Origin of the sequence: Ochrobactrum vermis (assembly GCF_002975205.1) — a bacterium.
GTDB lineage: Bacteria > Pseudomonadota > Alphaproteobacteria > Rhizobiales > Rhizobiaceae > Brucella > Brucella vermis.
Map to the genome: position 1 here is coordinate 2,620,835 of NZ_PCOC01000001.1, position 15,589 is coordinate 2,636,423.

A 15,589-nucleotide genomic window follows, 5' to 3' on the forward strand; every position below is an offset into this window, starting at 1 on the left:
ATCGGTTATGCGAAAGCCGCGTCGATCTGGGCTTCTGTGGTGATAGTACCAGCTTCGATTGCGGCCAATACTCGCGCCTCGATACCGTAGCTGTTTCGCACATGCAGGCGAACAGCGGCGGCAAGATCGTCCATCTGTTCGTTCGTCAGCGGGCGAAACTCACCATCCGCAAACTTCCACGGATCACCGTCGGCACGCTCGCCTTTTTCTATCGCCAGCGCCTCGGCAACTATTTTGTTCTGACTTTCCCGGTCAGAAAGTACCGGCCAGCCATTCCAGACGGTTCCGCTTACTTCCCGCTCCCATCGCTTGGCGGCAGCGTATTCTTGCAGCGTCATGCCGGGATGATCAGTCTGTGGAATGCCGTCTTCGACAGGGACGGTCTTCGTGGGAGGCTCAAGGCCGAGCGCTGCATAATGCATCGGATAGCCTTTCTTGCCGACGCGAGCGGTATCGATGACGGTTTCAGTTGCCGACATTACGCGTCCTCCTTTTCGAACTCTGGCACGAAGCGGCCATCACCATCGGTATTCTGATCGAGTTCAGACTTGACGAACGGGTCATTGCGCTCTGCAATCACAACCCACGACACGAGATCAGTGCAATTCTCATCTTCACAGACGATTTCGAATGCACCGCCGTTGATCGGCCCCGGCTTTAACCGCGCAAAACCTTCCTGATTTTGCAGACTGGTCACGACAGCGTTTGTGGTGAGTGCGGCGAAGGTGCCAGAAGTCATATTACTTGCTGCATCGATATCGACGGTGGCGCGGCCATTCACAAGATGAACAGTGCCGCGATAGATCAGGTCATAGCGGGGCGCTTCTACAAACCCGTGCCGAAGGTTGCGGTTATACGGATCAAGCGGGTGATCGATCAGGAACGTGCCGCCACCTTTCGAAATAGTCCCGACCACGGAGAAGTTACGGTTGTAGAGGAAAGTTGCGATCAAGCCGCCGGAACTATGAACAACCTGCAATCCGTTATCGGTCGTACCGTTTCCGCTATTGAAATAGACGGTATAACCGTAGGAACTGGTATTCAAAAACCTGACTGCACTGTCACCGTTCGAAGCGATGTTTATGCCGCCTGAGAGCGCCCCACCTGTTTTGTCGAATTTTCCGTTTAATGCCGTCTGTGTCGCGGTGCTTATGGGCTTGTTGGCATCTGACGTGTTATCTACATTGCCCAACCCAACGGCGGCTTTGTCCAAAGTCTGCAACGTTCCATCCGCACGAACGTATTGGGCGCTTGTCCCCGACGCCAGCGCCAGCAGTGCGCGTCCCAGCGTGCCAAGGTCGGACTGTTGAGCGCTGCCACTGCTATCCGTGGTGATGGCCTTGTTTGCCGCCAGCGTCAGCGCCGCCAGTTTGCCCAGCGTGCCATTCTCATCAACAGCAATCGGCTGAAGCACATACTGACCGGCAGGACCGCCAACTGGGGCCTTGCCTTCCTCGACGCCAAGCGCCGCCAATCCGGCCAATGTTCCGTCGCCCAACAATTCGATGAGAGTAGCAGCCTGCGTCCCTACGCGGGTTCCGTCTGCAAGCTGCCGAGCACGATATGGCCCATCAACAATGCTCGTGCCCGTCCATGGCTCAGTAAGGGTCAGCTGAGTATCACTATCGACACTAGCGATGACCGCCGTCAGGTTCTGGATTTGAAGCGTATCGCCTTCCCGAAACCGCGTGACCTCGAAAAGCGTCCCGGTGCCGGTAACTGTCGCTGAGCCATTCGCAAGCGATATCGTTCCCGACGTGTAGTCGGACAAAACAGCCATAGGTTTTTCTCCTGAAAGCTTACAGCGTCGTGGCGCTGAGGATGTAGTAACGGACGCCGATGGGGTCTGGCAGGTTGTAAAGAAAGCTGCCCGTTGAGGTGTCGATTGTCGTAGGAGCGCCGGGGCTGATGTGAATTACGATCCGGTTAGTCTCTACGACAGTCACGCATGACTGACTTGTAGGTTGCCATGCGTTGGTTCCCGGCAGGCGCACATACTGATGAAACCCCTGTGTGATCCGCTCTGGCCAGTTGCACATCACCTTGGGAAAGATGAACTGCCCCGAACCATCGAAATTCACAATTGCAGCGTGGGAGCCGTATTGGCCGTCCACCACGTTCGCCGTCGAAAATGACGATGCCGGTATCCATCCCTCAAGCATAACGCGCATTGACGGGAAACGGGTATCTACGAGAATATCGTTACCCGTCGGGCCTGTATCGCTCGATCCCGGCCTCTTAATCTGGACGCCGCCATTATCCAGCTTGCGCAGTGTGCTGCCCCCGCCAGTGGAAAACCCGTCTGTACTGGTCGCATAGACCATGTATCGGACATAAACAGCATAGTCGCCTTCGACGCTGAAGGTTATCCCGTTCGGGTCGATCTTGTAGAAGACCTTCATCTGCCGTCCGGTCTTGTTCGCCGTGCGATCAACAGCCGGGATGGTAAAATCCAGCCCCTGCAATGCCACGATTGTGTCAACGAACATCGTTTCGTGCAGAGGGAAGTCTGTCGTTCGCGGCACGTAAACCGATGTGTTTGCCGGGATAAGGCCAGTTTGCCCCATCATGACGCACATATTCGGAACTCGGGTACTCGTGAATATGCACTGCCGAGCGGTAGCAGCATCGACCGTAAACCCCCGTCGCGTCAGAATTGCAACGGAAGGATTGATCCGAAGCATATCCTGCCCCGAAACCGGCGTTGCATCTGGCGCGGGGATAGCGGCGTTGTTTGCGGGCAAGTCCCATTGACACGTCAAAGCCCGATAATAGCTGCCGCTGTCGGAATTGCTCAATGCACAGTTATACGGGCCTTCATTGTTATTGATGCGACCCACCCAGCCGGCATATCCAAGATCAGGGTGAATGCTTCTGAAACCCCGAATGCCGTTACCGCCTGGACCTGTTGCGCCCGGTGTCGCATAGCAGATGTCGGAATTATACGAACGGACGGTTTGGACGCGATCCTTGTTACCTGACGGGCTGTCGATATGGCCGACGCGAACCCGGCCCGCACTGTCCATCAGTTTTGCCTCATAGATCGGGACTATTGGCATATCGGGGAAACGGGCGAAGATTTCATAGTACATGAAGGCATCGACGCGGTTCTGGCCATCGAAATAGTTCTGCACCGTCATTGCCCTGCGTGCCTGCGATGCAGACGATCCATCGATAACGTAGAGGCTCCCATTTACGGTATCCGATGAAGGATAAACCGCCGGATTGAACCCGGTCGAAAAATAGAACTTGTCCCAGATATAGGACAGGTTCTGTGTCTCCGAGTTAAAATAGAAGCGATTGTAAGCCGAGTTTGGGAGCGTCAGCGGATCGTCGGTATCGTACTTGAGGATTTTCAGGACTGAGCCAACTCCCGCTTTCCATCCCAAGAAAAACAGCCCCATCAGAATACGATCCTTATGTCTGCGAAATTGTCATAGCCGCGCAAGACCATCTTCCCGTTATTGGCTTGGAGGATGTCGAACTTGAGAGTACCCAGGCGCGCATTCTGGATGTAGACCTCGCCATTCTGGACAACGAACGGATAGGTATAGCTTCCGTTATTGTTCGGATCGGCAATGGCGAACTGATTGGCCACGACAATGAACTGACTGCCGGTAGGCGTGACATTCACGAACCAACCCGCCTGTTTCCAAGTGTCACCGATACCCAAGCGACCGAAAGCTGAAATCTTTACTGAACTGCCGCCGCTGCCTGCCTGTGCCGTCATGCGCCAAGCTGCATTCGCCACAGTGCCATCAACAGAAGCGTTGACTTCTGTGAGAGCGTTGGAAATGGCAGTTACATCACCTTCGACGCCATCAACACGGGCCTGCATCAGATCGATGACGCTTGCGCCGTCGTCGGTGAATAGCTGCGCGTTGATTTCGGTTAGCTGCTGACCAATGGCACTGTTCGGCCCGGTTGCAACGAAGATATCCTGCTTCCACTGAGCCTTTGCAGAGCCGAACGTGCTTGTCAGTTGCTGGCTGAGGCGAAGAACGTTCGAATAACCCTTAAGCGCGCTGTCGGCTGTGCCTGTGGCATTTTCCTGAGCCTGCCGAATAAGCTCGCGCCGATCGTCGGTCATCCAGTTGACAAGGCCATTCAGATCACTGTCGAGACGCTCATAATCCACCGGATTATCTTCGCTGCGAGCGTTCAGTGTCGTGAATGGCGTTGCCGCCGACCATGCCACAGCACGCCCATTATCGACGCGCAACCGCGTCCGGACAAACCAGTCAGTCAGTGAGGTCAGCCCTTCGACAATAGGAACATTGATCACGTCCCACGTCACGAACTTGATAAACACCTGCGACGGGTCATTCGCTGGCCAGTATTCGATATCGACGCCGACGACCGAGATATCATCAATCGGATCCCAGATCAGGCGCACACCGGGCAGTTCGCCTTGTCCATCTGCAACAACAACAATTGGAATGGCGAAGAAATTCTGCACCTCGGCCAAATATTGCGGCGGCGGAATAACGATGATGTTCGGCGGGTTGGTTTCGTAGGCCGTTGGGTCGAACACGCCATTGCTGATCTGCTGCAGCGCAATCGAGATATCGCGAGCGCCGTCGGTATTGATCCCGCCTAACTGACGCGTCAGTACCTGATACGTGCGGTCGCCATATTTGGCGCTATTCCAGCGAACCCACCGGCCTTCCTTGATCGTGTCGAGGAATTTCGGATGGACGACAATCTCTGCTGATGCCTGATAACGAGCGCCACGGATGGCGATGTCTGCCAGCCTGTCCACCTGTCTGACGTCAGTGACGGCGGCATAAGGAATGGCGCTGGCAAGGGTCTCGCGATCTTCAGCAAGGGCCCCGGCATCAATGCGAGTGGCGGCGTCCTTCGTCTCGTAGAAATCATCCGGCGAGACATAGGAGGCCGCAACCGTGTTGATCAGTTCTGTACGCTTGCGTTTCGCGCTGAAGCGAAGCGGTGCGCCTCGCTTGATGTCGGCGTCTGTGATGGTGGCAACGATAGCCTGTGGAGCACCCGCAATCGGGAATTCACCGTCAACACGTTCGACCCACGAGCCGCACATGGCTTCGAGGATTGGTGTCAGGTTCGCATCATGGTTAGCGCCGGGGCCATCCTTGGCAATCGCATGAGCGCGATAACGCTTCGAGCCATCCGACATGACTTCGTCGCAGATGTTCGCTGCCTGGGTATATTCTGCCAACGGCAAGCGGCTTGCGCGAACAGCCTTGCCGACCATGCGCTGGGTTCCGTTGAAGAAACCGCGCTCCAGATTGTAAATCTGAACAGGCGGATTATCGGAATATTCCCACGTGCCCTGGTCATTCCAGCGATGCGCACCCGAACCGCCCATCGTGCTGTCTTTGCGCCAATCGTAAAGTGGAGCGCCGACAACTTCGAACAATAGCTTCGCTGGCGAGGTCAGGCCATCGCCGTTCTTGCGCAGTTCCGAAAACACGATGGCATAGGCAACGCCTGCACCGCGATGGCTTGCAGTCCAGCGACCGGCAGGACGGGCATTATTGATCAGCGTCGGCTCTGCCTGCTGATCCATTGTGCCGTAATAGAACTTGACACGGACGTTATCGTGATCGTCGCCGCTCGTGCCTTCGTTCGGCACGAGCCAGTAGCCGTCCGCGTCTTGCTGCACAAGTGAACGCCATTCGCCATTGTAGCGAACACGCGGTACAGCAGTGATGCGGAAGCTCGATAGAACGAACACGTCCTGTATCAGACGCCCGCCGCTGCCATAGCTGTTGCGATAGATGTGGTGACCTTCAGTCGCGCAGGTACCGAGAATGACCGAACGCGGGATATTGGCGCCATACTGGGTTTCCAGTTCGGAAGCACGGCTTTGCGTCTTCGGAGGGAACAATGCATTGACGGCATACTTGAGCGCGATGCCGAAGGCTGTCTGCGCGATACCGGCAAGGATCGGGCTCGCTGCGGCCCATGCGGCCACGCTCGTCACTATGCCGCTGAAAAAGGCGCCGATCGGGGCTAAAAATGGCATACGAGGGCCTCATGCAGGCGCAACAAAAAAAGGCCCGCTGCTGGCGGACCTTCAAAGGCGCAAATTGTAGTGGTGGTTAGCTGCCGACCTTGTAGGCCTGCTCGATTTCGGTCACCGGATAGAACGTGAGCCCTTGCGGCTGTTTGACCGCAAAGCCAGAGCCACAAATGAACCCGGCGACGTATTCGTCATTGATCAACATTACACCGACATCACCACGGCGGGCTGAGAGGCGATTGACCGGCTCAAGCTTGAGATAGTTCTCAAACACGTCCTTGACGTTCTCGCAGCCATTGGCGCGCATCTTGCGAGCGGCGCCTGCCTCGGTTTTGTATTTGCCACGGAACTCGGCCAGCGGGTCTTCTCCGGTAACGGCTTCAATCGCGTCGGCTGCCGTCATCAGACAGTCTGAAATGCCCCATTGGGGGATGATAGATACGTGAGCGGTCGCAAGGTCTTCCAGCGCCCGATCCCAGCCGGGAACCCTAGCCGAACTTGATTTTGAAGAATTCATTCTTGGTCCTCGCTGCGTGTTCGAAAAGCATGTCGCCCAGTGAAACAAGCTGCTGGTCTTCATGCGAGGCATAGCGATAGCCTTCGCGGAAATTGTCGACGGCGCCGGTCTCGATATGACCTTCGAGCCAGACTTCGTCGCTTTCCTCCCGATGGTCGATGGTGTCGACGTAGCCGTACCAGGTCGGCTCAGCGTGAAGGAAAGCGTTCGTGTCCGGATCGAAATAGAAGTCGTAGAACGTGACGGGACGGTTCTTGTAGTCTTCCTGCTCGATTAGGCCGAGCTTATCCGGGGTCAGCCCAAAATCGGCGGCAGCGGGAAGCTTCATCGTGATTGGCTGGGCAGCTGTACCCAGTGCATAGCGCGGCTCATCGATATCGATCAGCGTGTTTCCGTGATAGGTCAACCCGCCATAATCCTGACTGCCTTTCCCGGAGAAGAAACCGTAAACACCAGTACCGAACTCAAATTTGGCGGCTGAAGCGATCTTGGCCCTGCCTTCATCAAGCAACTGCTGCAATCGTGCTGGAAACGCCATTACTTGGGCACCTCCACAAGCTGGAATGATGCGTCTGGATAGAAGCCATCGCCAATATCCAGACTGTTCGGCAGAAGCCGCATGTTCATGACAGGTTCCTTGAAACGAACTGTCGAACCGACGCCAATGTAGGACGGCAAGAAAGGCTCGACCTTCACCTGTAGGGTTGTGCTTGTTGCCGTCGCATTAGCGACGATCCGCGCAATGAACCTGTAATCACCTATCGAGAAGCCAATCAGATCCCCGTCCATCAGCTTCAGACCGATAGCAACACCGTTCAAGGTGAGCGTGTTGCCACTGATCGCAGCAAGCGAAGCCGTGCCGGTGATCGCCGGATTGTTCGCATCGCCCCAGTAGGCTTGAGGAATGCAAGCATGCTTCGGAGTGTAGAGAACCGTCACCTGACCGCCCCGACAGCGATCAACGAACGCCTCAAGCTTTTGGCGCTGTGCTGGCGTCAAAGAGATGATGCGCGCTGTCCACTGCCAGAACGGGTCTCCATTCTCGATAAAAGATACAACCCGCTGGCCGTATCGCGATGTCGAAACACTGCGAACGAGCTTCAGCGGGGTGTCCTGATAGTTCAGGCCGGTAGGAAGACTTTCCGCCATTACTTTACCAGTCCTCTTTGATTGACCTGTCGCAGATCGCGAGCGGTTCTTACGGCCCCGCCACGGTCGTAAGCGTTGATCCCCTGCTTGAATGTCTGCTGGGCCACGTCCCGAACGATAGGCGCTATGTTTCCGTCCGCATCCTTCGACCAGCCGAGCGTCACGTGAACGCCGGTCGAGCCATTGGAATTTGCAGCCGACGGGATAGAAGGCACACGCGGCGCGGAAACACCGCCACGTGCGATAGATCCCAGAATATCATTCGGGATGACCTGCGCGCCGCGAGGGATATTCAACAGTTCCGGCCCGCGTTCACCGACCAGAGCCATCCCGCCGGGCGCGGAGTTCGTTCCAGTCGCGAAGCCCGGTATGCCCTTCAGAAAATCCCCCAAGGTTGTGTTCGCTTTGAACCCACCACCGAACAATCCGCCGCCGAGGTTTGCGAACAGTCCGTTGATGACACTGTTCGTTCCCATCTCGATCAGCATCTGGGCGAGACGGCTTGCAGAATTGCGCAGGATATCCATCGCATTTGCACTGTTCATAAGATCGTTGGCGAAACCTTGGGCGAAGTCGAGTGCAAGTTCCTTGCCTCTTGCCAGCTCTTCATTAAGCCTGATCGATGATGCTAGTGCTTTTCCCTGTGCTCCTTCGGGATCAATGCCTGCATTGCGCAAAGTACTGTGGACGCGCTGTTCAGTCGGACTGCGAAACATCTGCTCGCGCTCAAATCGCAGTTCTTCAGCCAGTTGCGCGGTTGACACCGTTTCGGCCAATGCCCCGTAAGATGCAGCAAGCTTGTCGATTTCGGCCCGCTGGGCTTCGGTGACAGAGCGGCCTTTATCCTGCGCCCGCTGAAGAAGCTCCAGCTTCATGCGCATGGCCTCGGCTGCAACGCCGGTCTTGCCTACAAGCTGTTCCTCAAGGTTAAGCTGGTCTATGCGATCCTGAGCCGATTTGACCAGATCACGATAGGCATTCGCATCACGCTCAGCCTGCCGCTCTGCCGATGATTTCTTAGGCTTCTTCTCAAGCTCTTTCTTCTGGCTTTCTAGTTTGTTGACGATGTCATCATTTGCGCCATAGCGGCGATTGAAAGCGGCATCACCGAGGCCCGGTTCACGATTGCCCTTCGGCGTAGTCTTGGCAAAGCCGTCGACGGCAGCGCGAGCAGTCAGAGCCGCTTCAGCGAGTTTGATCAGTTCATTGCGGTGTTCGCTGAGGTCAGGGACCGTCATCGCCAGCCGATTGATGGCGTCGATCAGGTCACGGAAACGACCATCGCCTTGCACCGTCTTGTCGAACAGCTGCTGAAGCTCATCACGTGCTTTCGATGACGATATCTTGCCGAGGCCATCAGCAAACTTAGCTGCTGCGAATGCAGCATCATCAACTTTGGTATCGAGAGCGCTAAACGCTGTTTCTGCCCGTGCGGCCTCAGCGGTGGCATTTATGAGAGCATTGGCCACTTTATCAGTAAGCTCGCCAGCTTTTTGTAAGCGGGTGATCTCTTCCTGAAACGCTGCGACCTGTGGTTTTCCGGCAGTGACCGACGCCTGAAATCGAGCGATAGCCGCACGTGCCGCTTCAAATCTGGAGCCCAGAAGTGTCAGGCCTTCCGATTTCGCCAGATTTCCAATCGATTTTTGAGCCTGATCAAGAAGGGCGGTTTGGCGTTCGTCCACCAATGCTCGCAAACGGAGGTTAGCTAGGTCTTTCGACTGATTGATGTATTGCTGCTGTTTCTGAGCGGCGCTTTCATATGCCGGACCAAGGCTTTGAATGATCGCCGCATGTTCCTTCAGTATCTCATCAATCGATTTCGTCTTGTCCGCTGTCGTGATGTACTGGAACAGGGCAGCACCGGCAGCGATGACGCCAATCGTGACCAAAGACACAGGGCTGATAATCGATGCGAACGCGGCGCCAATGCCTTTGATCACGTCGCGGCCTTTACCCATTTCGTTAAAGACGGCAGAAAGCTGGGTGCCCTGCTGAAGTGCGATCTGGATAGGTGACATACCCATAGCTGACGTGACGGCGATATCCTGAAACTGGGCGGCGATGTTGGCGGTCTGAAAGCTTCTTGGTCCGGACTTCACCGCAGCATTCCGCTGCTTGATTGCTGCTATACTGTCCAGCGTGGCCCTACGCTCGCGCTGAATGGCCGTCGTCATTTCTTCAGCAGAGATAGCACCAAGTCGATGCGCCTGCTGGATGCCGACAACACTCTCCTGATACTGCCGCACGGCAGCAAAGACCGGATTGTAACGCATGCGCAGCTTTTCAAGCTCTGCGCCCTGCTGGGCAAGCGCGCCGGTCCACTGCTTGGATGCCTTCGTGCCGATCCCGACCATCTCATTGATGCGTGACTGCATCGCAGTCGTGATCGAATTATCGATGCCTTTGCCCATGGCTTCGAACTGCTTGACCACGCCTTTCGTGGACGTGGATATATCAGCCTCAAGCTTCTTCAGGCTTCGGCGCACCGTCGCCATGTCAGTGCTGATACTGATAATCAGGTCATCTGTCTTGTCGGCCATGGGAAAGGCGTCCTATAAATAAACCCGCACGAGGCGGGCTTGGAGATAAACATGGACAATTGGCTGAAGGTGTTAGTGGCTACTGCTTGCTTGGTGATCATCGCCGGAGGTGGCTATTTCGCGTGGACCCAGTACGGCCAATATCAAGCCCGTGCTGCATACGAGCAGAACGCTCCTCACAGACATTGCGAACGCGTATATGCAGACATCCGGCGACTGAACGCCTATCAAAAGATGGTCGATTTCACAGTTGACCAGATCAAAGCAGAGCAGGCGAACTGCGATAAGCTCTTGGGCATCAAGCGCGGGTAAATCAGCCATACTTCGCCAGCAGCCACGCCATTTCGCCGTCGGTTGGTCCGCCTGACTTCTTTTTCTTAATGCCTTTGGCCTCACAGTAGCCGTCAATCGCGTTGACCAGTTCCGTGAGTGTAGAACGCCAGAACGTGTCTGGCGTCCACCGTAGGGCACCGTAGGCGATTTGCTGCCAATGCCGCCAAGGGAGAGGTTGCTCTACTTCTTCCCCTTGACGGCTGCGCCGTTTCCCTCGTCATCATCGAAATGATGGGAGAGAGCCTTGGAAAAGGCCTCTGCGATGGCCTTGAAGTGCTTGAGCTTCAGAACCTTGAGAGCGTCGGAGGCATCGCCCTTGATGGCCAGAGCAGGCAGAGCGGCCCGTGTGGCTGATACTTCCGTGGCTGATAGCCGGGTGAAAAGGTCGTGAAGCGACTTGCATTCAAGACGACTGGAGAGGACAGAAAGCCCCTCCATTTCGGCGGCGATGACAAGCGGCACGTCACCAACCCACAAAGCCACCTCGCCACGTGCTTCGTTGACCTGAAGCGGAAATTCCTTCTCGGCCATTGATTATACCTCGGCTTCAAAAGTGAGCGGTCCAGCGGCAACAAAGGTAGCGCTGAAATCCATGTTGCCTTCATCCTCGCCCGAAAGCTCATAATCGGAAACGAACCAAGGCCCGGTGAACGTGCCCATACCGGGAACGCTGACTTGAGCATTGAACTTGGTCGCATCGATCACGTGCTGAACGAAGGTCGAGCTATCCGCGCCAGCGATGTACTTGCCATTGCCGGTAAAGGTGCGGTTCTTGATGCCCGGTTCTGCCGTCTTCTGAGGCGTTGCGGCTGGGTTTTGACAGTCGCGAACGGTCGTATCGACCTCATTGGCCGACATGTTGAAGGATGTGGTTTGCAGGCCGCAAAGGTTCTTGAATTCCTCCGGGCCGGGAGTGGTATTGCCGTCCCCGATCTTGATCAGGAGAAGGCGACCAATCTGCTGTCCATCAGCCATGGGTAAAAGTCCTCTATTGCCGGATCGACCATCGAACCGGTTCAGTTGCGTCAAGTTGTGAGGGGATCGGCGCTTAGAGCGCTTCTATGTAAGCCAGAAAATCGCTGACCGAATGGGACAGGATGCCGTCTGGCTGGCGGATATACTCGGTTTTGATGTGTGAAAGACTGATCAGCCTATAGCCAACGACCTCCAGCGGATATTCGTGGAGCGCATCATTCACGGCTTGGGCAATCTCTTTCACTTCCTTGTAGCCGCGATGGTCTGACCATCCGTCCACCTGGAAATAGACCCGATAGGATTTCTTGCAGGTAACATCGTCCTGAAAGTTATATTCGTCTCCCAGCGTCACATACGGATATGCGGCCTCCAGCGTCGGCATGTCGTAAACGCCCGCGCCCACGATGTCGGTCAGCGGAGTGAAGGCCAGAAGCCGGTTATAGACGGCAACCTGCAAGCTGTTGCTGAGTGATGCCATTACTTGCCTCTTGCCTTTCTGACCGCCTTATTGATCGCATCCCGAACGCGGCGCTTGGCCTTGCGCTGCATGGCTCGCCATGTCGGGAAGATATGCGGTTGCTTCGCTGTGCCGGGATGATGGGTTCCGGGCGCCGCACCCTTATTGATATGCGGCTTGGTGCCAAATTCGAGAAAGCGCCAGATGTATTCGGCATAGACACCAGTTGCATCCGGGTCTTTGGTGCGGGACTGTCCGATACCGATCTTGCCCGCGTTGTCGCGCTGCAATCCGCCCTTGATGCTGGCCCGGTATTTCCCGGCCTGTCTCGGCTTTCCGGTGAATGGATCTGTTGCTGGGCCAATGGGCGCTTTCGCGGCTATGGCATTGGCTGCTTCGTTCGCAATCTGCAGCTTTGCTTCAGCTGCGTTCTTTTCCGCGTCGGGTACTAACTGGCGAAGCCGCCGGTTCAGCGCCTCGCGCCCTTGAATTGTCGCTTTGATCGCCATCGATGAAAGCCTCGCCCTTTCGTGGTGTTTTGATGCGCTCAATCTTGCCCTGCGCTTCGGCCATATCGGCGCACCGTGTGGTGACGTTGCCGGTAAAGCCTGCTGGATATCGTTGCGTGACGGCTGGTGTGGCCGGAAAGTTGAAAACCTCTTTGAACCGAACCCAAGGCATAGCTTGCTCCCTAGATGGTCACGCCGCTTTCCGCAGTGACTTCCAGAAACTTCCGGTCATCAGTCGGGACAACGGCGCGAATGTTGTACTTGGTGCCGGTGCGCGTATCGCGCATGACGGTATCGGTCTTGATCAGCCGGGTACGCTCGTTCCGTCGGATTGTGGCGACGATGGGCTGTTTTCCGTCCAGCCGGGCCGCAAGAACGACTTCACCGCCGCGCAGAAAGCGGAAATGTGCCCGCGTGGTGATCGTCTCCGGAACCTGATCATAACCGCCTTGGCCGTCCGGCTGATTGGTCATGATATCGAAAGCGACCGCTTGATTAAGGTCGCCGGGTCGAATGTTTGCCATGATTGCCTCAGATCGCCACTGGATCGCGAAGTTGATAGAGGAGCGAGGATACGGGCTTGGGCAGCGTCCCGCGCTCGTAGCTGTCGTCTGTGCCCTGATCCGGGGCGTTGTAGAGATAGCCGACCAGCATGATCGTTGCGACCTTCAACCGGGGGTCGGATGCTTTCTTGTCGGCGTCGGTCACTTCCGTGATGCGTGAACCGATGTAAGCGGCAACACGCTCGGACGCGGCGGCAATCAGCATTTCAAACTGTGCATCGTCCTCGGTAGCCTCGACATCGAAATGCAGGCCTTGCTTGGCTTCAGCGACGGTGATGAAATTGTAAGCCATCATTCACCGCCCTTCGGGATAGTGACACGTATCGGCCCAGATTTGGCCGCTGGCTCGATCTTTCCGTCTTTGCCGTCTCTGCCTTTCTTTACGGCCAAACGCCAGCCCTTGGCGCTGTCTGGCTTATCTGTCGTGGCTTCCTGAGCAATCCAGAAGCTTCCAGCCCACGTAACGCCGTCGCCTGGTTCATAGGTCTTGCCTTCCGAGAAAACACCACGGTCAATCACCACAGGCAAAACCAAGGGGAACTCCTTGCTCTGCTGGCCGCGAACGAATTTCACGGTTACCGTCTTTTCCCCATCGTACTCGACAGACAGATCATCAAAGCCAAGGCCGTCGGCGCCTGGCTTGCCATCATCACCGACAACATTGCCCAGTTCCTTTGTGTCACCGTTCGAGAGCGTCAGCACGAGCTTGTTTTCCCGGTCGATTAAAGCGCTTTTGACACTGACTGGCTCCGGCTTCTGTGTCAGTTCCAGCAACCTTCCTTCAAGGTCAGAAAGATGGTTCTGGAGGATGGAAACCCGGCTGTCGTAAGCCTCAAACGAGCGATCGACATACGCCTTGACCGCTTCGAACCCTTCATCGAATATCTTCTGTAGGTCCATCATGCGGCCTTTCGTGTGTTTCGCTGTCCAGCGAACAGCGCCTTAACGGCAACGGTCGAAATGTGCTTTGGTTCGGGTTGTTGCGGTGGTTCAGGCGGGGCCGGTGGCGTGTCATTCTGTGACTTGCCGAACGGGTCATCCTTGGCGTCACGCTTGGCAAGCGCTTCAAGGCTATAGTTCTGTTGCTGAACCATCGGGCTATTGCCGCCAGCGGTCGGAGCATAGCCGAGCTTCCGGCGCATCTCATTCGGCGTCAGGATGCCCTTTGATTTGTCCATGGCTTCCATCTGGGAAACCGTGTCCATGCGGAATAGATTATCGATATCCAGTTCCGTGCCCAGACCGTCGCCAGTGCCCAAACCTTCATCAAGGCAAAGCTCAATGCTTTCGATAAGGACTTGCAGGCACTGCGAGTAATATTCGAGGTTCAGGCTTTCGATACCGGTGTTTGCCGGAATTTCACCAATGCCGACCTTGTAAGGTGGCACGTGATAGACCGAGCAAACGACAGTTGCCGACCATTTCAACTGTTCGATCAACTGCGCGTCGACCGCCTTGGCCTTCATCGGGTCGTACTTCAGACCATCACCCATAACGGCGATACGGCCCGCATTTTTGCCTGTAAACTCGGTTTCCCAGTGCTTTTTAATGCGCTCGGCGGTTTCCTCTTGGATTTCGTTATCCGTGGACAGGATGCCGCCAGGTTGCGCACCGTTCTGGAAGAACGCGGTGCTGTCGTTCTGGATCGCTAGGCCCTGCATCGCAGCCAAGCCGCCAGCGAAGATCGGAGATGTGCCGACCAGTGGGTGAAAAATGGTGTTGAAACGGTCGTGAATGATCTCACGGGCCGGAACTCGCACCGAAGCCGGGAAACCTACCAGCGCATCCGTCGACAAGTCATAGAACACGCTGCCGTCATCCGCGATCAGCGGAGTGACCAGCATCGGATCCAGAACGTCCAGCCTCGTGACATCACCATTTCCGTTGCGATGCTTGAGGATATATGCGTTGCCGGTCTGAAGCTTCGATGTCACCCAGCTTTCAATGAACTGTATTCTGTTCTGGTAGTGGTTCGGCTTGTCCAGAACTGCCGAGAACGGATTGCGCTTGATTTCGGTCCAGATGCCCGGTTCATCCTCGCGCATCAGCTTGATGCGCAGCTTAGCGATATCGCTGGCGATCAGGGTCTTACAGGCGAAATCCGCGTGATACGACAGGACACTATCGAACTTTACTTCGACATTTTGCTGCCAAGCACCGGCAAAGCTCTCCAGAATTGACCACCAGCCGCGCCGACCGCGCACGACCGGGCCGACAGACTTCTTTCCGCCGCGTCTGAGTGAACCGAGCCAGCCCATTATTTCGCGTCCTTTGCCTCGGCAATCTTTGCCTTGAGTGTCGCAGCGTCCCATCCGTTAAAGGCGCGCTTTCCGACGATTTCCTGATATTCCTTGCGGAGCGCGGCCATATCCTCGACAGGCTGTCCCGGTTTCGGATCCGGTGCAGTTACCTTTTTTCCCAGTTTCCCCAGAATGGTCGCGTAACGCGGGTCCTGAGCCTGCAAGGCGCGGGTCATGTAAGACTGTGATTTCATGGCGTATCTCCACCGGTTGGGGCCAGCCGCGTCGAGCGCGGCCAGCCG

At 56.0% G+C, this 15,589-nt stretch carries 18 protein-coding genes and 1 pseudogene; 1 reads left to right on the plus strand and 18 read right to left on the minus strand.

The genetic code is table 11. The features are described 5' to 3' along the window. Nucleotides 1-5: 5 nt before the first annotated feature. From CQZ93_RS13035 to CQZ93_RS13070, 8 genes are all read right to left on the minus strand, one after another. Nucleotides 6-479, minus strand: coding sequence for a DUF4376 domain-containing protein (locus CQZ93_RS13035; protein ID WP_105542920.1), 474 nt, complete (start codon nt 477-479; stop codon nt 6-8). Beyond that, entirely contained in the window at nt 479-1,780 is a 1,302-nt protein-coding gene (locus CQZ93_RS26785) for an autotransporter outer membrane beta-barrel domain-containing protein (protein WP_210201089.1), read from the minus strand. Before CQZ93_RS26785 ends, CQZ93_RS13035 begins: the two co-directional genes overlap by 1 nt. A 19-nt stretch (nt 1,781-1,799) precedes the next feature. After that, complete coding sequence (locus CQZ93_RS13045; protein WP_105542921.1) at nt 1,800-3,404, minus strand: hypothetical protein; 1,605 nt, start codon at nt 3,402-3,404, stop codon at nt 1,800-1,802. Further along, nucleotides 3,404-6,004: a phage tail tip fiber protein gene (locus CQZ93_RS13050; protein WP_105542922.1), complete on the minus strand. Its 2,601-nt coding sequence runs from the start codon at nt 6,002-6,004 to the stop codon at nt 3,404-3,406. The genes CQZ93_RS13045 and CQZ93_RS13050 overlap by 1 nt, the downstream gene beginning before the upstream one ends. A 76-nt stretch (nt 6,005-6,080) precedes the next feature. Beyond that, a complete protein-coding gene (locus tag CQZ93_RS13055) occupies nt 6,081-6,518 on the minus strand; it encodes a DUF6950 family protein (protein ID WP_105542923.1) in 438 nt (145 codons plus the stop codon). Next, nucleotides 6,490-7,056, minus strand: a complete 567-nt coding sequence (locus tag CQZ93_RS13060; protein ID WP_105542924.1) for a hypothetical protein — start codon at nt 7,054-7,056, stop codon at nt 6,490-6,492. The genes CQZ93_RS13055 and CQZ93_RS13060 overlap by 29 nt, the downstream gene beginning before the upstream one ends. Next, nucleotides 7,056-7,667, minus strand: a complete 612-nt coding sequence (locus tag CQZ93_RS13065; protein ID WP_105542925.1) for a hypothetical protein — start codon at nt 7,665-7,667, stop codon at nt 7,056-7,058. Before CQZ93_RS13065 ends, CQZ93_RS13060 begins: the two co-directional genes overlap by 1 nt. Further along, a complete protein-coding gene (locus tag CQZ93_RS13070) occupies nt 7,667-10,210 on the minus strand; it encodes a phage tail length tape measure family protein (RefSeq protein ID WP_105542926.1) in 2,544 nt (847 codons plus the stop codon). The genes CQZ93_RS13065 and CQZ93_RS13070 overlap by 1 nt, the downstream gene beginning before the upstream one ends. A gap of 51 nt (nt 10,211-10,261) precedes the next feature. Here CQZ93_RS13070 and CQZ93_RS13075 point away from each other — a divergent pair, with 51 nt between their 5' ends. After that, entirely contained in the window at nt 10,262-10,522 is a 261-nt protein-coding gene (locus tag CQZ93_RS13075) for a hypothetical protein (RefSeq protein ID WP_105542927.1), read from the plus strand. A gap of 1 nt (nt 10,523) precedes the next feature. On the opposite strand, the pseudogene CQZ93_RS13080 reads toward CQZ93_RS13075, so the two are convergent. The 10 genes and pseudogenes from CQZ93_RS13080 to CQZ93_RS13130 all read right to left on the minus strand — a co-directional run. Further along, a pseudogene (locus tag CQZ93_RS13080) lies at nt 10,524-10,700 on the minus strand (phage tail assembly chaperone); the annotation flags it as partial. 23 nt (nt 10,701-10,723) lie between these two features. Next, nucleotides 10,724-11,074: a hypothetical protein gene (locus CQZ93_RS13085; protein ID WP_105542928.1), complete on the minus strand. Its 351-nt coding sequence runs from the start codon at nt 11,072-11,074 to the stop codon at nt 10,724-10,726. A 3-nt stretch (nt 11,075-11,077) separates the two neighbouring features. Beyond that, nucleotides 11,078-11,518 carry a phage tail tube protein gene (locus CQZ93_RS13090; protein WP_105542929.1) on the minus strand — a complete coding sequence of 147 codons (441 nt, stop codon included), beginning with the start codon at nt 11,516-11,518 and terminating at the stop codon, nt 11,078-11,080. Nucleotides 11,519-11,591: 73 nt separating this feature from the next. Beyond that, nucleotides 11,592-11,996, minus strand: coding sequence for a DUF3168 domain-containing protein (locus tag CQZ93_RS13095; RefSeq protein WP_105542930.1), 405 nt, complete (start codon nt 11,994-11,996; stop codon nt 11,592-11,594). Further along, nucleotides 11,996-12,484 carry an HK97 gp10 family phage protein gene (locus CQZ93_RS13100; RefSeq protein WP_105542931.1) on the minus strand — a complete coding sequence of 163 codons (489 nt, stop codon included), beginning with the start codon at nt 12,482-12,484 and terminating at the stop codon, nt 11,996-11,998. Before CQZ93_RS13100 ends, CQZ93_RS13095 begins: the two co-directional genes overlap by 1 nt. A gap of 182 nt (nt 12,485-12,666) precedes the next feature. Then, nucleotides 12,667-13,008 carry a head-tail adaptor protein gene (locus tag CQZ93_RS13110; protein WP_105542932.1) on the minus strand — a complete coding sequence of 114 codons (342 nt, stop codon included), beginning with the start codon at nt 13,006-13,008 and terminating at the stop codon, nt 12,667-12,669. Nucleotides 13,009-13,015: 7 nt separating this feature from the next. After that, complete coding sequence (locus CQZ93_RS13115; RefSeq protein ID WP_286153292.1) at nt 13,016-13,342, minus strand: head-tail connector protein; 327 nt, start codon at nt 13,340-13,342, stop codon at nt 13,016-13,018. Continuing rightward, nucleotides 13,339-13,950, minus strand: a complete 612-nt coding sequence (locus CQZ93_RS13120) for a hypothetical protein (protein ID WP_105542933.1) — start codon at nt 13,948-13,950, stop codon at nt 13,339-13,341. Before CQZ93_RS13120 ends, CQZ93_RS13115 begins: the two co-directional genes overlap by 4 nt. Beyond that, entirely contained in the window at nt 13,947-15,305 is a 1,359-nt protein-coding gene (locus CQZ93_RS13125; RefSeq protein ID WP_105542934.1) for a phage portal protein, read from the minus strand. Before CQZ93_RS13125 ends, CQZ93_RS13120 begins: the two co-directional genes overlap by 4 nt. Next, the gene (locus CQZ93_RS13130) at nt 15,305-15,541 is read right to left on the minus strand and encodes a hypothetical protein (protein WP_105542935.1); all 237 of its coding nucleotides are present in this window, start codon (nt 15,539-15,541) and stop codon (nt 15,305-15,307) included. The genes CQZ93_RS13125 and CQZ93_RS13130 overlap by 1 nt, the downstream gene beginning before the upstream one ends. Nucleotides 15,542-15,589 lie beyond the last annotated feature (48 nt).